Genomic DNA, 18,632 nt, shown 5'->3' with positions numbered 1-18,632 from the left:
CGGGGCCGGGGGGAAGAAAAATGCTCCTTGAAAGGAGGTGAGAGGGAGGTTAAAAGTGCTGAGAATGCTAAAACGTTAGGCCCATCGGCAACAGGCACTCATGGCCGCGCAATACATGAAAGCGCGGAAACCCCTAAGGAGGTTAGAAAGTATGCGTAACGCAAAAGGCTTTACCTTGATTGAGCTCCTGATCGTCATCGCTATCATCGGCATCTTGGCAGCGGTCCTAATCCCCAACCTGCTGAACGCCAGGAAAACCGCGGTAAACCGGGCGGCCCAAGCCTACGCTCAGAACGTCTACAAGGCGGCCTTTGCCTACGTGGCGGAGAACCCCAACCACACCGTTGTCACGTCCGATAACTGCAAGGAGGGTTACTCCGCCGGATCCTACTCCGTACCTAACCCGGGCACGGGGGTTGTGACTGAATGCAAGGTGGAAGACGCCGGAGACAACACCCCCAAAGTTACGGTTAAATCCGCGCAGGACGAGACATACACAGTCCCGTAAGGCCTAGGGGAGAGGGCTTCCCTCAGTTAGGGGGAAGCCCTCTCCTTTTAGCCCCCCTTTCCCCTATCCTAGGGCCATGTGGAGGCTAGCCCTCTCCGGAGGCCTCTACCTCCTGGGCCTCTACCTTCTCTGGCAAACCCCCTACCACCTCTTCCAGGAGCCTCCCCTCTCCCTGGCCCTCCTGGGGATTGGACTTCTCCTCCTCTCCGTCCTCTTAGGGGTTGGTCCCCCTCCCCTCGCCTGGGCCTGGTGGGGCTTTGGGCTCCTTTCCCTCCTCTGGAGCTTGGCCCCAGGGCATACCCTGGTGGCCGCCCTGTGGGAGGTCTGGCCCCTTTTGGGCCTGGCGGCTGGAAGGTGGCGGGTGGGCGTATTGCTCCTCCTTGCCTTTCTCCTCCTGGACGGCCTCTACACCGCCTTGGCCCTGTGGCAGGCGGGGCTTGTCGTCTACATCTCAGGGTCCCACCACTACCTCCTGGGCTCCATAGCCTTAGGGGCCCTGCCCCTCTTCCTGGCCCGGACCGCGAGGAGGGAGGGGCTCCTTTGGCCCCAGGGTCTCCTCCTCGTCCTGGCCCTCTACGGGGTCCTCATCTCAGGAGCCAGGGCCGTTTACCTGCCCCTCCTCTTCCTCCTGCCCTTAGCCCTCCTCCTTTTGCGCAAGGAGGGCCTTGGGCGAAGGGCCCTCCTCCTCTTCCTCCTCGCCCTCCTTTGGGTGGGGACCCTGGAAGCCCTTGTCCCCGGCAACGCCATCCTCAACGCCCTAAGCCTTAAAGCGGCCCAAACCCGGGATGAAGCCCAAGGGGCCACGGGGGAGGGCATCGGCAACGTGGAGGCCCGGCTCCTCATGGCCCGCCTGGCCTTGCGGATGGCCTTCCAGCACCCCTTGGGGATGGGAAACGGCACCTACAGCCAGGTCTTCGAGGCCTTCATGGACTACCCTGGCCTCCCTGGAGTCTGGTCCCGTAGCCCCCACAACTACCTCCTGGAAACGTTGGCCACAGGGGGCGTGGTGCGGTTTGGCCTCCTCCTCCTTCTCCTCTGGCCCTCCGTGCGCGCCCTTAGGGGCCGGGACTGGCCTTGGGCCCTAAGCGCCCTTGGCCTATGGGCCCCCATGCTCTTCGATGTGAGCGGCTACTACCCAAGTTACCTGGCCCTGGCCTTTTTGACCCTAGGGGCCGCTACCCCTACCCTCCTCCCTTCCCCCAGGCCCTTGGGGCTTGGAGGGGTTTTAGCGGCAAGCCTCCTGGCCCTCCTTTGGTACTGGCCCTGCGGGGGTTACCACTGCGCCCAAAGGCACCTCTTCTTCCCCTCCTATACCCAAGAGGCCCTGCGCCAAGGGAGCCCCGAGGAGGCCTCCGCCCTCCTGGAGGAGGCCAGGAGGCGCTACCCCCTTTCCCCCTGGCCCCTCCTCTTGGCCCTGGAGGGCCTGTCGAATGGGGAAGCCCGTCTGGAAATAGCCCGGGAACTCGCCCTCCGCTTCCCCTATGCCCGGGAGAGCTTCTACATCCTCTGGGCTAAGGCCGCGCTGGGAGCGGGAAGGAGGGAGGAAGCGAAGGAAGCCCTGGAGCTAGGCCTAAGGCACTTCCCCTCCTCCCACGGGCTTCGCTCCCTTTGGGAGGGCCTCCGGGACCCCCGCCAAACTGGCCCCCCAAAGGGCCCATAACACCCCCTCCTCCTCGGGGATGGGGAACCAGAAGAGAAAGAAGGCGTGAATCCCAAGTAGCCCAAAGCTTAAGGGGGATAGCCGGAAAAGCCCCTTTAGGCCCAGGAGGAGGAGGCCCAGGTAGAGGAGGAGGGCCGGAAGGCCCCACTTCAGGGCCACCTCCAGGTAGCCGTTGTGGGCCCGGAAGCTGTAGATGCGGAGGGCCTCCAGTTCCCCATCGGGCCGCTTCAGGATGAAAACCGGGTCCACCCCAGGGGCGCTAAGAACCTCCAAGAGCTCATGGTCCCCCTTACCGAACTCATCCCGCAAAAAGGCCTCCGCGGTCTTCCGGTCCAGGAACCCCGCCCAGTGGTGCTCAAAAACCCCCCCGCCATACCCCAAAAGGGGGCGGTGGGCGATACCCTCCAAGGAGGCCTGCCAGTAGTAGAGGCGGGTGAAAAAGGTGCCGGGATTCCCCACCTCCCGCACGGCCCCTCCCCCCTCCCCTCCTCTCCCCTCGGAAAGCCTCACCGCCCCCATACCCACGGCCACCCCCAGGAAGACCGCCAAGGCCAGGCGGAGCCCTTCCCGCCCCATCCTCTTGCGGATCGAGAGGTACCCGTAGACCCCTATGAGGAGGGCCAGGGCCAAAAGGCCGGTCCGGTTGTAGGCCAGGCCTATCCCCATGGCCGAGAGGACAAGCCCCCACGGGCTCCTCAGGCCCATGGCCACGCCCACCCCCAGGACGAAGTAGCCAGAGAGGTGGCCCTTCTGGGGGAAGGTGGCCATCGGTAGGTTCTGGGAGGCCGTGGAGTAAAAGAAGCCCCGCCCCAGGAGGACCTCCAAAAGCCCCCAAAGGGCCAGAACTCCCGCGCTCAGGACCGTGGCCTTGGCAATATAAAGCCCTGTTTCCGGGTCCTCCTGGCTGTGGCGGTAGGCCAAAAAGGCCAGGACCAGCATGGGCCAGGACCAAAGGAGGCCATCCGTGTAGTCCGAAAGAGAACCCGTTAGGGCCACGATGGGCTCCGGGGAAAAGAGGGTGGCCAGGGCCATGGTGAGGCCCAGTAGGGCGAGGAGGGTGACGGGGAGGTCCTTCTTAAGGTGGGGAAGGGGGTTCCTGAGAAAACCCCTTAGGTCCTTAAGGAGCCCAGGAAGGCTGGGATTGCCAGAAAGCTTTATTCCAGAAAGGAGGGCAGCCAGCAGGAAGAGGTAGACATAGAAGTGCTTGGCAAGGGTGACGGGGCCGTGCCCCGGGACCCCGGGGAGGACCACAAAGGGGTAGAGGAAGACGAAGACCGCCCATAGCCAGCGCCATTTCTCCAACCGCCTTGGGGGGCTTGATACCATGTAATCAGTATATGGCGTGGCCTAAGGTGTCTTGGAAAAGAGCCATGGGAGGCGGCCTACCCCTTCCCTGGCTTACGGGCCTTCTCCTCCTCCTCTCGGACCTTCTGGCCCTCGGCCTCTCCATCTCCACCGCCTTGGCCCTAAGGGCCTACACAGGGGGGACCATAGACCCGGAACTCTACCTCCGCCTCCTCCCCGCCTTCTCCGTCTTCCCCCTCCTCTTTAGCGCCTTTGGCCTCTACCCCGCCTTGGGCCTCCACCCGGCCCTGGAGCTTAAGAGGCTTTGGACCGCCACCGCCTTGGGCTTCCTCCTCCTCTTGGCGGGGGCCTTCCTCTCCAAGACGGGCCCCCTCTACTCCCGGTTTTCCTTCCTTTTGGCCTTTCTCCTAGCCCTCCTCCTCCTTCCCCTCCTAAGGGCCCTCCTACGCCACCTCTATTCCCCTAGGGACTGGTGGGGGGGTGGGCTTCTGGTGGCAGGGGATGGGGAGCGCTTGCGGGAGGTCCTGGATGGCGCTAGGCGCCTTGGGCTGAAGCCCGCCCCCCTAGGCCCTTGGACCTATGGGGTGCTGATGGAGGAGATCCCCGACCCCAACGCCCTCCCCCCTTTCCCCAGGGTCTTCCTCCCCCTTTCCGCCCTCTCCCGCTGGCGGGGAGGGGTTCTTTGGGCCGAGGTGCGGGACTTTGGCGGGGTTGGCGTTTTGGAGGTGAGGCAAAACCTCTTCCTCCCCCACAACCTGCGCCTCAAAAGGGCCTTGGACCTGGTGGGGGGAACCCTCCTCCTGATCCCCTTCCTCCTCCTCTTGCCCCCTATAGCCCTCCTCCTTTGGCTGGAAGATGGGGGAGGCCCCTTCTACCGCCACCGGAGGGTGAGGGAGGGAGGGAAGGAGTTTTTCCTCCTCAAATTCCGCACCATGCGTCAAGATGGAGAAAAGGTGCTAAGGGAACTTCTGGCCAAAGATCCCGCTGCCCAAGCGGAGTGGGAGCATAACCAAAAGCTGCGAAACGACCCCCGTATCCTGAGCATAGGGCGCTTCTTGAGGCGCTACTCCTTGGACGAGATTCCCCAGGCTGTAAACATCCTCCGGGGGGAAATGAGCCTAGTAGGCCCAAGACCCGTCACCGTGGTGGAGCTGGAGCGCTATGGTAACCATGCACAGCTTTACCTTAAGGTGAAACCAGGCCTCACTGGGCTTTGGCAGGTTTCCGGGCGGAACCACCTGTCCTACGAACAAAGGGTTGAGCTGGACCGGTACTATGTGCAGAACTGGTCGGTATGGCTGGATCTGTATATCCTAGCTAGAACCCTTTGGGCAGTCCTGAAAAAACATGGGGCTTGGTAATGGGATCTTCTTTCTCGCGACTCGTCTTGTTCCTCTATTTCCTCCATGGTTTGAACCAGGCTTTAGGCTTCGTTACGGTACCTTATCTAGCTAGAACCTTGGGTCCGGAGGTTTATGGGCAGGTAGCCTTCGCTCAAGGGCTAGTTTCCTACCTGCTCGTTCTCGTAAACTATAGTTTTGAGCTATCGGCTTCTCGTAAAGTAGCCACCATAGACAATCCAGAACAGGTCACGGAAAACATCGGTAGGGTAGTGGTGGCGCAGGGTTTCCTAGCTGCCCTTGGCTTCGGCCTGCTGCTGGGGCTCTATCCTGTACCTTCGGTTCAAAGGACTTGGCACCTGCTCCTTCCATTCTATGGATTAGTAATTGCCCAGGCCTTCAGTTTGAATTGGCTCTTTTGGGGCAGAGGCTTGGTTTTACTTCCGCTTCTCTTAGAGATGGGGCAACGTTTGCTTACGATTGTCGCACTTTTTCTTTGGGTGCGAGGACCAGAAGGAGGGTTCGTCTACGCCTTGATCGCAAGCACCACCGCGCTCGTAACTTCGGGTGCAAGTTGGCTCATCGCAGTGCGCTTCTACATGGGTGGGTCACCCAACTTTATCCGCAGGCTCCTTCCACGCTGGGCCTCGGTTTCCCTTACTCTAAGAGAGGGGTGGTGGCTTTTTTTAGCGCAGCTAGGGTCTACTCTCACCATGGGGGGAAATGCCTTTTTACTCGGCCTATATACAACTCCAATCCAAGTAGCCCAGTATGCCGCGGCAGAAAAGCTGGTGATCACTGTAAGTGCCCTCCTCAATCCCCTGTTTCGCGCCTTCTATCCCCGCTTTCTGAGGAAGGAACAGCCCTCCCCCTTAGCGTTAGGGAGAAAAGCCCTTATAGCCTTTTTCTTGCTAGGGGTTATCCTAAGTCTAGGCCTTTTTCTCATGGCTTCCCCCTTGGTACGTATCGTCTTCGGCCCAGGTTACGAAGAGGCCTCTTCGCTGGTGCGTATTCTAGCCTTCTGGATCGCCCTTACTGCCTTAAGCACCGTATGGGGAGGCTTGTTCCTCGTGCCCTTGGGTCTGGATCGTTTCCAAACCCTGTTTGTCTTATTGGGTGGGATGTTTCACCTTACCTTAGTGTTCCTTTTGGCCCCGTCTCTCGCAGGTATCGGTATCGCCTTTTCTCTACTGGCCTCCGCCAGTCTCACTGCTTTCGGGCAAGCCCTCTTCCTTTGGCAAAAGACAGGCATTCCGCCCTTTATGGGAATCATACGGGGAGGAAAGACCAAGGAGTAAAACTATGGAAGACTACCTCGGGCTTGTCTATCTGTTCGGGCTTTTATGGAGCGTTAGCCTACTCTTCTTTACAGAGAGATACTGGACGAACAGGAGAAGCCTATTCGTGATCGGCATGATCCCTCTAGGTATCATATTGGCATTCCGCTACAGCGGCACCGACACATATCAGTACGAAACTTTACTCTGGTACAGCTACCTATCGGGCCAACCTACAGGGATGGAACCTGGCTTTGACCTCTTAGCGAGGTGGCTAACCAACCTCTGGGGCTCTCCCCTTGCAGCCTTAAGAGCTATTGGCGTGATCTTTGTGGGAGCCTTAACCGTCTTCCTCTGGCGAAGCGATCCGAAGGAACGATTTTTTCTTTTAGCCTTTTTCATCCCTGTCTTCTTTTTCCAGTACGGGATGAACGCCATAAGGGCCGGCCTGGCCGTCGCCTCTTTGCTCCTGGCCTGGCAGTCCCTGCGCAGAAATCACTGGGCTTCGGCTATAGCTTTTGGATTTCTAGGCCCTTTTTTTCACCTGACCATTCTGGTACCGGTTACAGTACTTCTCTTTGTAGAAAGCCTCCGGATTGGCCGCAGGGGGTGGATTATTTGGGTGACCATAGGCCTTATTAATGCCGTGTTGCTCCTTTGGCACTGGGATTACGTACAGGCTAAACTGGACTTCTACTTCGGAAACAAATTGTCTACCATTCACACGGTGTACTCCCCCCAAGTCCCAGGAATGTCTCGAACAGCGATGGCGCTTGTGCTCTTGATAGGACTAACCACCCTCCCGCTTTCCTGGGGACTGAAGATTTTTTCCTGGCTAACCCTTGGGATACCAACCCTGTTTTTTCAGATTTTAGCCTACTACAGCGCTTGGGTAGGGATAAGATTCGTGGAGCTCATGGTAGTTACTCTGCCCCTCTTCACCCTTCGTCTTCTAGATCTGGAACATATGAGCCCATTTCGCACCAAAAGTTTCTTCCTGGCACTCAGTATAGCCGCCATTATTGGATCTGCCTTCAACTATAAAAATTTTGTCCAAGACTATAATGGCCGACTTACAGGATCCCTTACTCCTTTTTTACCCTACAGAACAGTGCTACACCACCAGCCGTGTCCTCCCTCTTACTACTTTCCTTGGGCTCTACCGTGGAAATGCCCTCTGCTAGATTTGGATAACCTTGGGGGTGTCAGCCAACCCATACCGAGATGATTTCCCACGACCTTTCGGAGGTTTCCATACGAGTTTTTTCCACCTACATCACCAAGCAACGTGGTGTAGGTGAGTGTTAAAATCTTTGGGTGTAAACATGAACACAGGGATAGAAAGTGGTCAGGATGAAAGGGTAGCCCTTTTGATTCCCGTCTATAACGATCAAAAGGGTCTCGAGGTGAGCCTCTCCCAGTTACCCTCGGAAGTCCCCTTGGATGTCATCGTAGTGGATGATGGTAGCTCCCCTCCTATAGTCCTTCCCCATCTACGTCGTCCCCATCGGGGATTCCTGTTACGCCTCGAGCAAAACCAAGGTATAGAATACGCCCTCAACCATGGCCTCAAATGGATAATGGAGCGTAACTACACCTTCGTAGCCAGGCTCGATGCAGGGGACATATCCCTACCTGGGCGCTTTTGGAAGCAAAAGAAGTTTCTCGAAGAAAACCCTGCCTATGCCCTGGTAGGAGGACAAGTCGAATTTGTCGACGATGAGGGTCGGGAGGTATTTCCTGAATCCTTCCCAACCGAGTACCAGGCCATCCTGCGAAGCCTCCACGGGCGCAACTGCTTTATCCATTCCGCTATTATGTTTCGGACCGAAGCCCTAAAGGAGGTGGGCCTATACTCCAGTCACTACCCAGCGGCCGAAGACTATGACCTTTTCTTCCGCATGGCCAAACGCTACCCCGTAGCCAACTTGGAAGATAGGGTTCTTCGGTACCACGTGAACCCTTCAGGAATCTCCTTGCAGAAACGCCGCAAACAACTGTGGAGCCGGCTACGGATTCTTCTGCGGGAGTTCGTCCCGCAGTACAAGGAGAGCTGGCTGGGCCTCGCCAAAAACGCCCTGCTTCTCGCCCTTCCGGTACCCTTGGTAACCCGTTTCAAGCGCCTGCTAAAAGGACGCAGGGGATGGCTCTAAGCTGGTAGAAATAGGTGGGGGCAGTGCAACCAAGAGTTCTCCTACTACTAGAGGCCACAGGAGGCGGCGCTGGGCGGCATGTGGTGGACCTCTCCCTTGGTCTATGGCGGCGGGGAATCGAAGTCCACTTAGCCTACTCCCCCTTGCGGATGGACGTCGTGTTCGCCCAGCACCTTTCCCTTCTACAGAAAACTGGGATTAGCCTCCTTCACGTTCCAATACACCGAAGGCCCCATCCAACCGATATAGCGGTTCTGGAGAAGCTTTACGCCTACGCCAAGAAACACGGGCCCTTCGACATCGTCCACGGCCACAGCTCCAAAGCCGGTGCCCTAGCCCGGCTCCTGGGTTCCCTCATTGGGGCGAAAACGGTTTACACTCCTCACAGCATCATTAGTCTGCGAGGGCCTTCGGTCTATAATCTAGCGGAAAGGGCTTTGGCCCCCTTCACCGACCTGGCCATTGCCGTTTCCCCTTGGGAGAGAGATGCCTTACAAAGGCTAGGATATAAGCGGGTGGAAGTGGTTCTAAACGGTATAGATCCCAAGGGCTTTCCCTCCAGGGAGGAAGCCCGAAGGGTTCTTGGCCTGAAGGGGGAGAAGGTGGTAGGCTTTGTTGGACGCTTTTCCGACCAGAAAGACCCCCTTTTGGCCTTGAGGACCTTCGCCCGCATTAAGGACTCCCAGCTGAGGTTGGTCATGGTGGGGGATGGCCCTTTAAGGGCGGAAGTGGAGAAGGAGTCGGAAAAGCTTGGGATTGGGGAACGGATTCTTCTGCTCGGGACTAGGGAGGCCAGGGAGGTTTTCCCGGCCTTCGACCTCCTCCTTCTCACCAGCCGCTATGAGGGTTTTCCCTATGTGGTCCTGGAGGCCTTTGCCCTGTCCATACCTATTGTCTCCGCCCCCACTCCGGGGTTAGGCGAATGGCTACGAAAGCATGGCGCTCTCGTAGCGGAAAAAGCGGATTCCGACGCACTTAGTAGTGCTTTGGAAAAGGCATTACTCGCCTACTCTCAGCCGCCTCCCTGGGATCAGGAATGGACATTGGAAAGGATGGTAGAGAAAACCCTGGAGCTCTACCAGGCTATCCTGTAACCCCCCAGCTTAATCTACCCTTTCCAAGCTTTATCTATAAGCCAGGATCCCAAAGATCTACACTCAGATGTCGGCTAGACATAGTTGCCAATCGCACAACCTTACACACCTTCCCCTCCACAAAGGGCCACAACCCTGGCTGCAAGGTTTCCAAATGAGCAGCATGGACCACAAGCTCTCTCTGAGGACACAAAGAAACTCCTTCCCATGTAAAGGCCAGGCTCAAGGCTCCCTATTACCTCAATCCCGATTAAGATGATCTGCTAACACTCCTTCCCCAGCTCCGCACCATCATACAAATCATCCTGGGCAGGGAACCCCTACCCTCTCCTCCTTCGCTTCACCTCGCCCTAAGGCGCGCCTTCTAAAAGCTTGTGCCGCTCGGCCTATATCTCCCCTAAACTAGATGACACCTAGGAGCAAACCCGCTTGACCCAGGATTCCCTTCTATCCCCTAGGACCAGGGCCCTACTGGAGGGAGGTTCCCCTTAACACAAGGCCCCGGGAACGGGCTGGACACCAACCCCTCTTCCTGATCCTCCAAGCCCCTTTCCACCCACAGGGGCCCAAAGTTTCCCTCCTGGCTAAGCCGCACCCACCCCAGGCGGGAGGCCTCCAAGAGGGCGGCAAAGCCTATGGCCCGCTCCCCCCAGCCCCTTAGGGGAAGGCGGTGGAAAGGGGTTCGGCCCCTCAGGAAACCCCGAAGCCGGGCCCAGGCCTCCATGAGGCCAAAGGGCTTTGGGCTTAGGGCCAACACCGCCCTTCTAAAGGGCCTTGCCGCCTCCGCCAAGGCCCTTGGGGGAAGGCGGAGGGCGGGCTTGGGAAGGGGGGGCGGGGAGACGGGGATGAGCCGGGAACGCTTCTCAAGCCGTTTCTGCAAAAAGGCCACGGTCTCGGAAAGGTCCAAAAGCGCCTGCACCAAAGGGGCTTCCTCCCCTTCCTCCTTGGGAACCAGGGCCTTTTGTGGGGAAAGCTTCAGCAGCAAAAGCTCCGCCAGGATGGGAAGGAGCTCGCTCCTTGGCCTCAGGTCCTCGGGAACCTGGGCCAAGGCCTGCTCCACCACAAGGAGAAGGGGTATGGCCCTGGGGGAAAGGCGGCCCCGCCTGAGGGCCTCCCGGAGCTCCCAAGGGGTGCCGGAAAAACCGGGGAACTCCAGCCGGATCACCGGTACACCGGGCGCCTGGTGGGAAGGAGAAGGCCCACCTTCTCCCGCACCTCCGCCATGGTGGCCTGGGCCAGGGCCCGGGCCCGCTTGGCCCCCTCCAAGAGGGCGTCCATCACGTAGTCGGGGTCCTTCTTGAGGGCCTCGGCCCGCTCCCGGATGGGCCTCAGGGCCTTCATCATCTCCTCAAAGAGGATCTTCTTTACCGTCAGGGTGCCGATCCCCGCTTTCCGGTACTCCTCCTTTAAGGCCTCCACCAGCTCCTTGGGGGCGAAGTAGGACAGGTAGGTGAAGACCACGGTCCGCCCCGGGTCTCCGGGGTCGGAGAGGCGGATGCGCTGGGGATCATCGGGGAGGTGGCGGATCTTCTCCCAGATGCTCCCCTCGTCCTCCAAAAGGCCGATGGTGTTTCCCAGGGATTTGCTCATCTTGGCCTTGCCGTCAATGCCCGGCACCCGGGGGGCCTCGGGGTTCAAAAGGGCCTGGGGCTCGGGGAAGGTGTCCCCAAAAAGGGCGTTGAAGCGACGGGCGATCTCCCGGGTGAGCTCAATGTGCTGCACCTGGTCCTCCCCCACCGGGACGGTATCCGCCTTGTAGATGAGGATATCCGCCGCCTGGAGCACGGGGTACATGAGAAGCCCGCTCCAGACCGCCTCCTGCTTGGCGGCCTTGTCCTTGAACTGGGTCATGCGGGTAAGGTCCCCCAAGGGGGTGATGGTGGTGAAGACCCAGGAGAGCTCCGTGTGCTCAGGGACATGGGACTGGACGAAGAGGGTCACTTTTTCCGGGTTAAGCCCCGCGGCCATGTTGACCAGGGCCGCCTCAAAGGTGCGCCGGGCCAGGGTGCTGGGGTCGTAGGCCAGGGGGTTGGTGAGGGCGTGGTAGTCCACGATGCAAAAAAGGGCCTCCTGACCCAGCCTTTCCCCGAGCTCCACCCACTGCTTGATGGCCCCCAGGTAGTTGCCGATGTGGATCTCCCCCGAGGGCTGGATGCCGGAAAGAACCCGCGTCATGGCCTTAAGAATAGCAAAAACCCCGCCTAAGCGGGGCCTTTTGGTGCCGGGGGCGGGACTTGAACCCGCACGTCCGCGAGGACACACGACCCTGAATCGTGCGCGTCTACCAATTCCGCCACCCCGGCAGACGCAAGGGTCATTGTACGGAAGGCCCCTTTTCCCGTCAAGCCCTAGCGCCAAAGGGTGAGGAGGGCCAGGATGACCGCCAGGGCGCTGAAGTAAAGCATGAGGCGGTTTAGGGCGGTATTGATGTCTGCTTTAAGCTCCTGGCGCAAGGCGGCCATATCCCCCTTGAGTTCCTGGCGCAAAGAAGCCATATCGGCCTTGAGCTCCTGGCGCAAAGAGGTCATCTGCTCCTGGAGCCTGCCCTCTAAGGCCGCCACATCGGCCTTGAACTCCTGCCGCAAAGAATTTATGTCTTCCTTGAGCTCCTTGCGGAGGAGGTCAATCCGCACCTCGAGGGAAGATATGCGCTCGGGAAGGGTGGCCATCACGCCTTCCACAATCCCTTCCAGCTTGTAAAGCCGCTCCTCCGTGGTCATCTGTCCTTAGGCTAGCACAACCCTTGACCCCAAGGCAAAAGGGGGTTAGGCTATAGGGCAATGCGGCGGGGTTTCCTGCTAGACCTAGGCCGGGCAGGCCCGGCCTAGGGAAGCCCTGTTGCCTTCCCCCGGGCCAAAATCCCGGGGGATTTTCATAAAGGGAGGGAGCATGGGAAAAACGCTTTACGAGAAGGTTTGGGAAGCCCACGAGGTGCGAAAGCTAAAAAGCGGGCAAAGCCAGCTTTTCATTGATCTCCACCTCCTCCACGAGGTGACCAGTCCCCAGGCCTTTGGCATGCTTAGGGACCTGGGCCTTAAGGTGCGCTACCCCCACCGCACCTTCGCCACCGTGGACCACATCGTCCCCACCCACGACCGCACGGAGCCCTTCCAGGACCCCCTGGCCCAGAGCATGCTGGAGGCCTTAAGGCAAAATACCAAGGAGCACGGGGTCACCTTCTTTGACCTGGGAAGCGGGAACCAGGGCATCGTCCACGTGATCGGCCCCCAGCTGGGCCTGACCCAGCCGGGGATGACCATCGCCTGTGGGGACTCCCACACCTCCACCCACGGGGCCTTCGGGGCGGTGGCCTTTGGCATCGGCACCAGCCAGGTGCGGGACGTCCTGGCCACCCAGACCCTGGCCGCCCAGAAGCTCAAGGTGCGGCGCATCAACGTGGAAGGGAAGCTGGCTCCCGGGGTCTACGCCAAGGACGTGATCCTGCACATCATCCGCCACCTGGGGGTAAAGGGGGGACTGGGCTACGCCTACGAGTATGGGGGAAGCACGGTGGAGGCCATGGACATGGAAAGCCGCATGACCCTTTGCAACATGTCCATTGAAGGTGGGGCCCGGATCGGGTATGTAAACCCGGACGAAACCACCTTCGCCTACCTGGAGGGCCGCCCCTATAGCCCCAAGGGCGCAGAGTGGGAGGAGGCCAAAAGGCGCTGGCGGGCCATGGCCTCCGACCCCGATGCCACCTATGATGACGTGGTCACCTTCCGGGCAGAGGAGATCCCCCCCACGGTGACTTGGGGCATCAACCCAGGGCAGGCCGTACCCATTGATGGCCGCATTCCCCTTCTGGAGGAGCTTTCCCCTGAGGAGCGGCCCTTGGCCGAGGAGGCCTTGGCCTATATGGGCCTCAGGCCGGGGCAGCCCATCAAAGGGGTGCCCGTGCAGGTGGCCTTCATCGGCAGTTGCACCAACGCCAGGCTTTCCGACCTCCGCGAGGTGGCCCGCTTCCTCAAGGGCCACAAGGTGAGGAAGGGGGTAAGGGCCTTGGTGGTGCCGGGCTCGGAGTGGGTGGCCAGGAAGGCGGAAGAGGAGGGCATCGCCGAAATCTTCCGGGAAGCGGGGTTTGAGTGGCGGAATCCAGGGTGTTCCATGTGCCTGGCCATGAATCCGGACCGTTTGGAAGGGGATGAGCTTGCGGCCAGCTCCTCCAACCGCAACTACAAGGGAAGGATGGGAAGCCCCAAGGGGCGCACGGTGCTCATGAGCCCCCTCATGGTGGCGGCGGCGGCGGTGACGGGCGAGATCGCCGACGCTCGGGAAGTCTTTGGGATTGGGAGGTAGGCCATGCTGGAGAAGTTCACGGAGATCCGCGGCCGGGCGGTGCCCTTAAGGGGCGAGGATATAGACACGGACCGCATCATCCCCGCCCGTTTCATGAAGGTCCTCACCTTTGAGGGGCTTGGGAAGTACCTCTTCTACGATGAGCGTTTTGACGAGAAGGGGAACCCTAAGCCCCATCCCCTCAACGACCCCCGTTACCAAGGGGCCAACATCCTCTTGGTGGAGGCGGGCTTCGGTTCCGGAAGTAGCCGGGAGCACGCCCCCCAGGCCATCAAGCGGGCGGGGTTTAGGGCCATCATCGGGGAGAGTTTCGCCGAGATCTTCTTCGGCAACGCCACGGCCATTGGTCTCCCCTGCGTGACCCTGGCCCCTGAGGACCTGGCGATCCTCTTCCAGGCGGTGGAGGAGAATCCAACTCTCGAGGTGGAGGTGGACCTGGTGGGTAAGGAGGTGCGCTTTGGCGGGCGCACCGCCCCCCTTTTCATCCCCGAGGCGGCGCGGGAGGCCTTGGTGGAAGGCCTTTGGGACCCCATCGGGGAGCTTCTCCAGGCGGGGGAGCTTCTGGACCAGTTTGACCGCCGCCTTCCCTACCCCAGGAGGTCGGAATGAGGGTAGCGGTCCTGCCGGGCGACGGCATCGGCCCCGAGGTGACCGAGGCCGCCCTAAAGGTCCTTAAGGCCCTGGACGAAGCCCATGGGCTGGGCCTCACCTACCAGGTTTACCCCTTTGGGGGGGCCGCCATAGACCAGCTGGGCGAGCCCTTTCCCGAGGCCACGCAAAGGGGGGTGGAGGCGGCCCAAGCGGTGCTTTTGGGAAGCGTGGGGGGACCCAGGTGGGATAACCTCCCCCGCAAAATCCGCCCGGAAACCGGGCTTCTGGCCCTGAGGAAAAGCCAAGACCTCTTCGCTAACCTGCGCCCGGCCAAGGTCTTCCCTGGGCTGGAAAGGCTTTCCCCCCTCAAGGAGGAGATCGCCCGGGGGGTGGATGTCCTCATCGTGCGGGAACTCACCGGGGGCATCTACTTCGGGGAGCCCCGGGGGATGTCGGAGGCCGAGGCCTGGAACACGGAACGCTACAGCAAGCTCGAGGTGGAACGGGTGGCCCAGGTGGCCTTTAAAGCGGCCCAGAAGCGAAGGCGGCACGTGACCAGCGTGGACAAGGCCAACGTGCTGGAGGTGGGGGAGTTCTGGCGCAAGACGGTGGCGGAGGTCCACCAGGGCTACCCGGAGGTTTCCCTGGAACACCAGTACGTGGACGCCATGGCCATGCACCTGGTGAAAAACCCGGCCCGCTTTGACGTGGTGGTGACGGGGAACATCTTCGGGGACATCCTCTCCGACCTGGCCTCGGTGCTTCCTGGCTCCTTGGGGCTTCTGCCTTCCGCCTCCTTGGGCCGGGGCACCCCGGTGTTTGAGCCCGTCCATGGCTCCGCCCCCGACATCGCCGGCAAGGGCATCGCCAACCCCACCGCCGCCATCCTCTCCGCAGCCATGATGCTGGAGCACGCCTTCGGCCTGGTGGAGCTGGCCCGTCAGGTGGAAGGGGCCGTGGCCCGGGCCCTCCTCGAGGCGCCCCCTCCGGACCTGGGGGGCCAGGTGGGCACGGAGGCCTTCACCCAGGAGGTGCTCCGCCGGCTAAAATAGGGAAAATGCTCCGCTACCGTTTCAGCGCCGAAGACTTCCACCGCATGGCGGAGGCCGGCATCCTCCCCGAGGACGCCCGGGTGGAACTCCTGGAAGGGGAGATCGTGAACATGAGCCCTGTGGGCAAGCGCCATATGGCCGCGGTCAAACGCCTTTTGGACCTTCTCTTCCCCCTGCAACAGGCGAGAAAAGCCCTCCTGCAGGTTCAAGACCCCTTGCGGCTTTCCCAGGAAAGCGAACTCCAACCCGACCTGGTCCTCCTCGCCTACCGGGAAGACTTCTACCGGGACCGGATCCCAGAAGCCCAAGACGCCCTCCTTTTGGTGGAGGTGGCGGAGACCTCCTTGCCCTACGACCTAGGGGTGAAGGTCCCCCTCTACGCCAAGGCGGGGGTCCCGGAGGTCTGGGTGGTGGACCTGGAAGGGGGAAGGGTCTTGGTGCATAGGGGGCCGGGAGAAGGAGGCTACAAGGAGGTGAGGACCCTGGGGGCGGGCGAGACCCTGGCCTTCATGGGGGTGGAGATCCCCGCGGAGGAGCTCCTATGAGAAGGACCCTGATCCTCACCGGGGCCAGCCGGGGCATCGGCCGGGCTTTGGCCCTGGAGCTGGCCCAGGCGGGGTACGATTTGGTCCTAAACGCCCGCTCGGAGAAGCCCTTAATGGAGGTGGCCGAGGAGGTGCGGGCCCTGGGGGCAAGGGCAGAGGCGGTGGCGGGGAGCGCCGGGAAGGCCCAGGTGGCCGAGGAGCTGGTGAGAAAGGCGGAGGCATTGGGAGGCTTTTACGGCTACATCCACAACGCCGGAGTCCTGCACCCCGGGCCCTTGGTATACGAGCTCGCCGAAGCCCTCTTCATGGAGGTCCTCGAGGCCAACCTCATCGCCGGGTACCAGCTGGCCCGCTTCGCCTACCCCCTTCTGCGGCCACGGGGAGAGGGGGTAGCGGTCTACGTGGGCTCCGGGGCGGCGGAGTCTAACCTCCCCGGCATCGGGGCCTATGCCGTGGCCAAGGCCGCCGAGGAGCACCTGGCCAAGCAGCTGGCTGCGGAGGTGCCCGAGATCACCTGCTTCGTCTACCGGCCCGGGGTGGTGGAGACCGATATGCAACGCCAGGCCCGCGAGGCCCAGGGAAGCGCCGCCCCGGTGCTGCATCAGGTTTTCCGCGGGTACAAGGAGGAAGGCCTCCTCCTCACCCCAGAAAGGGCGGCAGAGGCCCTGGTGCGCCTTCTCCAAAGGCCGCGGCAGTACCATGGAAGGATGGTTTCCTGGAGGGACGCATGAAATCGGACCGCATCAAGAAAGGCTTGCAGCAAGCCCCCGCCCGTTCCATGCTCCGGGCGGTGGGCGTGGGGGACGAGGACTTTTCTAGGCCCTTCGTGGGGGTGGTGAACACCTTCACCGACGGCATGCCCTGCAACTACCACCTCCGCCAGCTGGCCCTGGACGTGAAGGCCGGGCTTCGGGAGGCCGGGGTCTTCCCCTTTGAGTTCGGGGCCCCCGCCATCTCCGACGGCATCAGCATGGGCACCCCCGGGATGCGGGCCAGCCTCGTAAGCCGGGAGGTTATCGCCGACAGCGTGGAACTGGTGGCCCAGGGCTACCTCTATGACGGCATGGTGGTCCTTTCCGCCTGCGACAAAACCATCCCCGGAGGGGCCATGGGGGTGATCCGGAGTGGGGTTCCGGGGATGGTCCTCTACGGGGGCACCATCGCTCCGGGCGAGTGGCGGGGAAGGAAGCTCACCATTGTCTCGGTGTTTGAGGCGGTAGGACAGCGGGCCGCAGGGAAGATAGACGACCAGGAACTTCTGGAAATAGAACGCCGGGCCATCCCCGGCCCCGGGGCCTGCGGGGGCCAGTACACCGCCAACACCATGGCCATGGCCCTCGAGGCCCTGGGCCTCTCCCCCGTGGGCTACAACGCCATCCCCGCCGTGCACCCGGAAAAGCCCAGGGCCACCCGGGAAGCGGGCCGCATCCTGGCCCAGGCCCTAGAGCGGGACTGGAAGCCCAAAGACTTCCTCACCAGGAGGAGCTTCCTCAACGCCATCGCCGCCGTGGCCGCCACGGGAGGAAGCACCAACGCCGTCCTCCACCTCCTGGCCATCGCCAAGGAGGCGGGGGTGGAGCTTTCCTTGGACGACTTTGACCAGGTTTCCCGCAAGACCCCGGTGATCGCTGACCTCCTCCCCTGGGGCACCTACACCGCCTGGGAGCTCCACGAGGCTGGGGGCACCGCCTTGGTCTTTAAAAAGCTCCTGGAGGCGGGGCTTCTCTATGGGGACGAAAGGACCCTCACCGGCAACACCCTGGCCGAGGAGGTGGAGCGGGCCTACCGGGAGGCGGAGGGGCAGAAGGTGGTCTTCCCCGTGGAAAAGGCCTTGAAGCCCCAAGGGGGCCTGGTGGTGCTAAGGGGCAACCTGGCACCCAGGGGAGCGGTATTAAAGCTGGCCGGCACCGAGCGGACCTATTTTGAAGGACCGGCCCGGGTCTTTGACTCCGAGGAGGCCGCCATGGAAAAGGTCCTGGGCAAGGAGATCCGCCCCGGGGACGTGGTGGTGATCCGTTACGTGGGGCCCAAGGGGGCTCCCGGCATGCCGGAGATGCTCTCCGTCACCAGCGCCTTGGTGGGGGAAGGCCTGGGCCCTGAGGTGGCCCTCCTCACCGATGGCCGCTTCTCCGGGGGCACAAGGGGGCTGATGATCGGCCACGTGGCCCCCGAGGCTTTCGTGGGAGGCCCCATCGCCCTGTTGCAGGAGGGAGATAGGGTACGCATTGACGTGGAAAGGCGCCTTCTGGAGGTCCTCCTTCCTGAAGAGGAACTAAAGAAACGCCAGGAGCGCTGGCAACCCCGGCCTCCCGCCTTCACCCACGGGGTTTTCGCCCGTTATGCCGCCCTGGTGCGGCAGGCGGATGAAGGGGCGGTCCTGGAAGACCCCCTTTAAGGGCGCTTCACCTTGTCGGGAGTGAGGTTTAGGCCCCGCTCCCGGCGGATCTCCTCCGCCGTAAAGGCCTCCCCCTTGGCCTGGAGAAGGGCCCTTAGGTGGTTCAAAAGGGCGGCCAGCTCCTCATCCTTGAGCTGGGCGAAGCCAGGCATAAGCCCTGCCTCCCCCTTTTTGCCGTAGAGGACCGCCAGCACCAGGTACCGCCTACCCTCCGGGGTGGCGAAGAAGGGGGCCGCCCCCTGGAGGCCGGGGTAAGGCTTTACCCCTTGGGCCTTATCCCCGTGGCAGACAGCGCAGGTTTTGGCCCATAGCCCTTCCGCTCCTTGGGCCCAGGCCAGGCCTTGGCCCAAAAGGAGAAGAAGGAGAAGTTTCCTCATGAGGGCAGTATAGCCCACGGGAAGACGGGCCGT

18 protein-coding genes, 1 tRNA gene and 1 pseudogene are annotated in these 18,632 nt (G+C 61.5%); 14 read left to right on the top strand and 6 right to left on the bottom strand.

All coding sequences use genetic code 11. The annotated features are described in order from the left end of the window. Positions 1-151 precede the first annotated feature (151 nt). Positions 152-508 carry a type II secretion system protein gene (locus L0D18_RS12000; protein WP_279232125.1) on the top strand — a complete coding sequence of 119 codons (357 nt, stop codon included), beginning with the start codon at positions 152-154 and terminating at the stop codon, positions 506-508. A 76-nt stretch (positions 509-584) separates the two neighbouring features. After that, positions 585-2,168, top strand: coding sequence for an O-antigen ligase family protein (locus L0D18_RS02480; protein WP_243027174.1), 1,584 nt, complete (start codon positions 585-587; stop codon positions 2,166-2,168). On the opposite strand, the gene L0D18_RS02475 is transcribed toward L0D18_RS02480, so the two are convergent. Beyond that, positions 2,079-3,494, bottom strand: coding sequence for an O-antigen ligase family protein (locus L0D18_RS02475; RefSeq protein WP_243027173.1), 1,416 nt, complete (start codon positions 3,492-3,494; stop codon positions 2,079-2,081). The genes L0D18_RS02480 and L0D18_RS02475 overlap by 90 nt on opposite strands. A 44-nt stretch (positions 3,495-3,538) precedes the next feature. Between L0D18_RS02475 and L0D18_RS02470 the strand changes: the two genes are divergently transcribed. The 6 genes and pseudogenes from L0D18_RS02470 (at position 3,539) to L0D18_RS02445 (ending at position 9,337) form a co-directional block, all read left to right on the top strand. Continuing rightward, entirely contained in the window at positions 3,539-4,834 is a 1,296-nt protein-coding gene (locus L0D18_RS02470; RefSeq protein WP_243027172.1) for a sugar transferase, read from the top strand. Continuing rightward, the gene (locus L0D18_RS02465) at positions 4,834-6,111 is read left to right on the top strand and encodes an oligosaccharide flippase family protein (RefSeq protein ID WP_243027170.1); all 1,278 of its coding nucleotides are present in this window, start codon (positions 4,834-4,836) and stop codon (positions 6,109-6,111) included. Before L0D18_RS02470 ends, L0D18_RS02465 begins: the two co-directional genes overlap by 1 nt. A 4-nt stretch (positions 6,112-6,115) precedes the next feature. After that, positions 6,116-7,318: an EpsG family protein gene (locus L0D18_RS02460; protein ID WP_243027168.1), complete on the top strand. Its 1,203-nt coding sequence runs from the start codon at positions 6,116-6,118 to the stop codon at positions 7,316-7,318. A gap of 97 nt (positions 7,319-7,415) precedes the next feature. Then, positions 7,416-7,877 (top strand): annotated as a pseudogene (locus L0D18_RS02455) (glycosyltransferase); the annotation flags it as partial. Between the two features lie 30 nt (positions 7,878-7,907). Beyond that, on the top strand, positions 7,908-8,243 hold the full coding sequence (locus L0D18_RS02450; RefSeq protein ID WP_243027447.1) for a glycosyltransferase family protein: 336 nt from the start codon (positions 7,908-7,910) through the stop codon (positions 8,241-8,243). Between the two features lie 14 nt (positions 8,244-8,257). After that, on the top strand, positions 8,258-9,337 hold the full coding sequence (locus L0D18_RS02445; protein WP_341474582.1) for a glycosyltransferase: 1,080 nt from the start codon (positions 8,258-8,260) through the stop codon (positions 9,335-9,337). 454 nt (positions 9,338-9,791) lie between these two features. On the opposite strand, the gene L0D18_RS02440 is transcribed toward L0D18_RS02445, so the two are convergent. The 4 genes from L0D18_RS02440 to L0D18_RS02425 form a co-directional block, all read right to left on the bottom strand. Further along, positions 9,792-10,502 (bottom strand): chromosome segregation protein ScpA, encoded by a 711-nt coding sequence (locus L0D18_RS02440; RefSeq protein ID WP_243027164.1) that lies wholly within the window; start codon positions 10,500-10,502, stop codon positions 9,792-9,794. Beyond that, complete coding sequence (gene trpS / locus L0D18_RS02435) at positions 10,499-11,512, bottom strand: tryptophan--tRNA ligase (protein ID WP_243027162.1); 1,014 nt, start codon at positions 11,510-11,512, stop codon at positions 10,499-10,501. Before trpS ends, L0D18_RS02440 begins: the two co-directional genes overlap by 4 nt. A gap of 41 nt (positions 11,513-11,553) precedes the next feature. Further along, positions 11,554-11,640, bottom strand: a tRNA-Leu gene (locus L0D18_RS02430). Positions 11,641-11,685: 45 nt separating this feature from the next. After that, positions 11,686-12,057 carry a CCDC90 family protein gene (locus tag L0D18_RS02425; protein ID WP_243027161.1) on the bottom strand — a complete coding sequence of 124 codons (372 nt, stop codon included), beginning with the start codon at positions 12,055-12,057 and terminating at the stop codon, positions 11,686-11,688. Between the two features lie 169 nt (positions 12,058-12,226). Here L0D18_RS02425 and leuC point away from each other — a divergent pair, with 169 nt between their 5' ends. From leuC to ilvD, 6 genes are read left to right on the top strand one after another with little or no spacing between them, the layout of a single operon-like run. Continuing rightward, positions 12,227-13,639, top strand: a complete 1,413-nt coding sequence (gene leuC / locus L0D18_RS02420; RefSeq protein ID WP_243027160.1) for a 3-isopropylmalate dehydratase large subunit — start codon at positions 12,227-12,229, stop codon at positions 13,637-13,639. 3 nt (positions 13,640-13,642) lie between these two features. Next, positions 13,643-14,248 (top strand): 3-isopropylmalate dehydratase small subunit, encoded by a 606-nt coding sequence (gene leuD / locus L0D18_RS02415; protein WP_243027158.1) that lies wholly within the window; start codon positions 13,643-13,645, stop codon positions 14,246-14,248. Then, positions 14,245-15,282: a 3-isopropylmalate dehydrogenase gene (gene leuB / locus L0D18_RS02410; protein WP_243027156.1), complete on the top strand. Its 1,038-nt coding sequence runs from the start codon at positions 14,245-14,247 to the stop codon at positions 15,280-15,282. Before leuD ends, leuB begins: the two co-directional genes overlap by 4 nt. Before the next feature lie 5 nt (positions 15,283-15,287). Further along, the gene (locus L0D18_RS02405) at positions 15,288-15,827 is read left to right on the top strand and encodes a Uma2 family endonuclease (RefSeq protein WP_243027155.1); all 540 of its coding nucleotides are present in this window, start codon (positions 15,288-15,290) and stop codon (positions 15,825-15,827) included. Continuing rightward, positions 15,824-16,558 (top strand): SDR family NAD(P)-dependent oxidoreductase, encoded by a 735-nt coding sequence (locus L0D18_RS02400; RefSeq protein WP_243027154.1) that lies wholly within the window; start codon positions 15,824-15,826, stop codon positions 16,556-16,558. The genes L0D18_RS02405 and L0D18_RS02400 overlap by 4 nt, the downstream gene beginning before the upstream one ends. Further along, entirely contained in the window at positions 16,555-18,222 is a 1,668-nt protein-coding gene (ilvD, locus tag L0D18_RS02395) for a dihydroxy-acid dehydratase (RefSeq protein WP_243027152.1), read from the top strand. Before L0D18_RS02400 ends, ilvD begins: the two co-directional genes overlap by 4 nt. Here the strand turns inward: ilvD and L0D18_RS02390 are convergent. Beyond that, the gene (locus L0D18_RS02390; protein WP_243027150.1) at positions 18,219-18,599 is read right to left on the bottom strand and encodes a c-type cytochrome; all 381 of its coding nucleotides are present in this window, start codon (positions 18,597-18,599) and stop codon (positions 18,219-18,221) included. The two genes, ilvD and L0D18_RS02390, sit on opposite strands and share 4 nt — an antisense overlap. Positions 18,600-18,632 lie beyond the last annotated feature (33 nt).

Source organism: Thermus albus, assembly GCF_022760855.1.
In the GTDB taxonomy this organism is placed as follows: domain Bacteria; phylum Deinococcota; class Deinococci; order Deinococcales; family Thermaceae; genus Thermus; species Thermus albus.
Note: the sequence above shows the minus strand (reverse complement) of the source record. Positions and strands in the feature narration are given on the sequence as shown.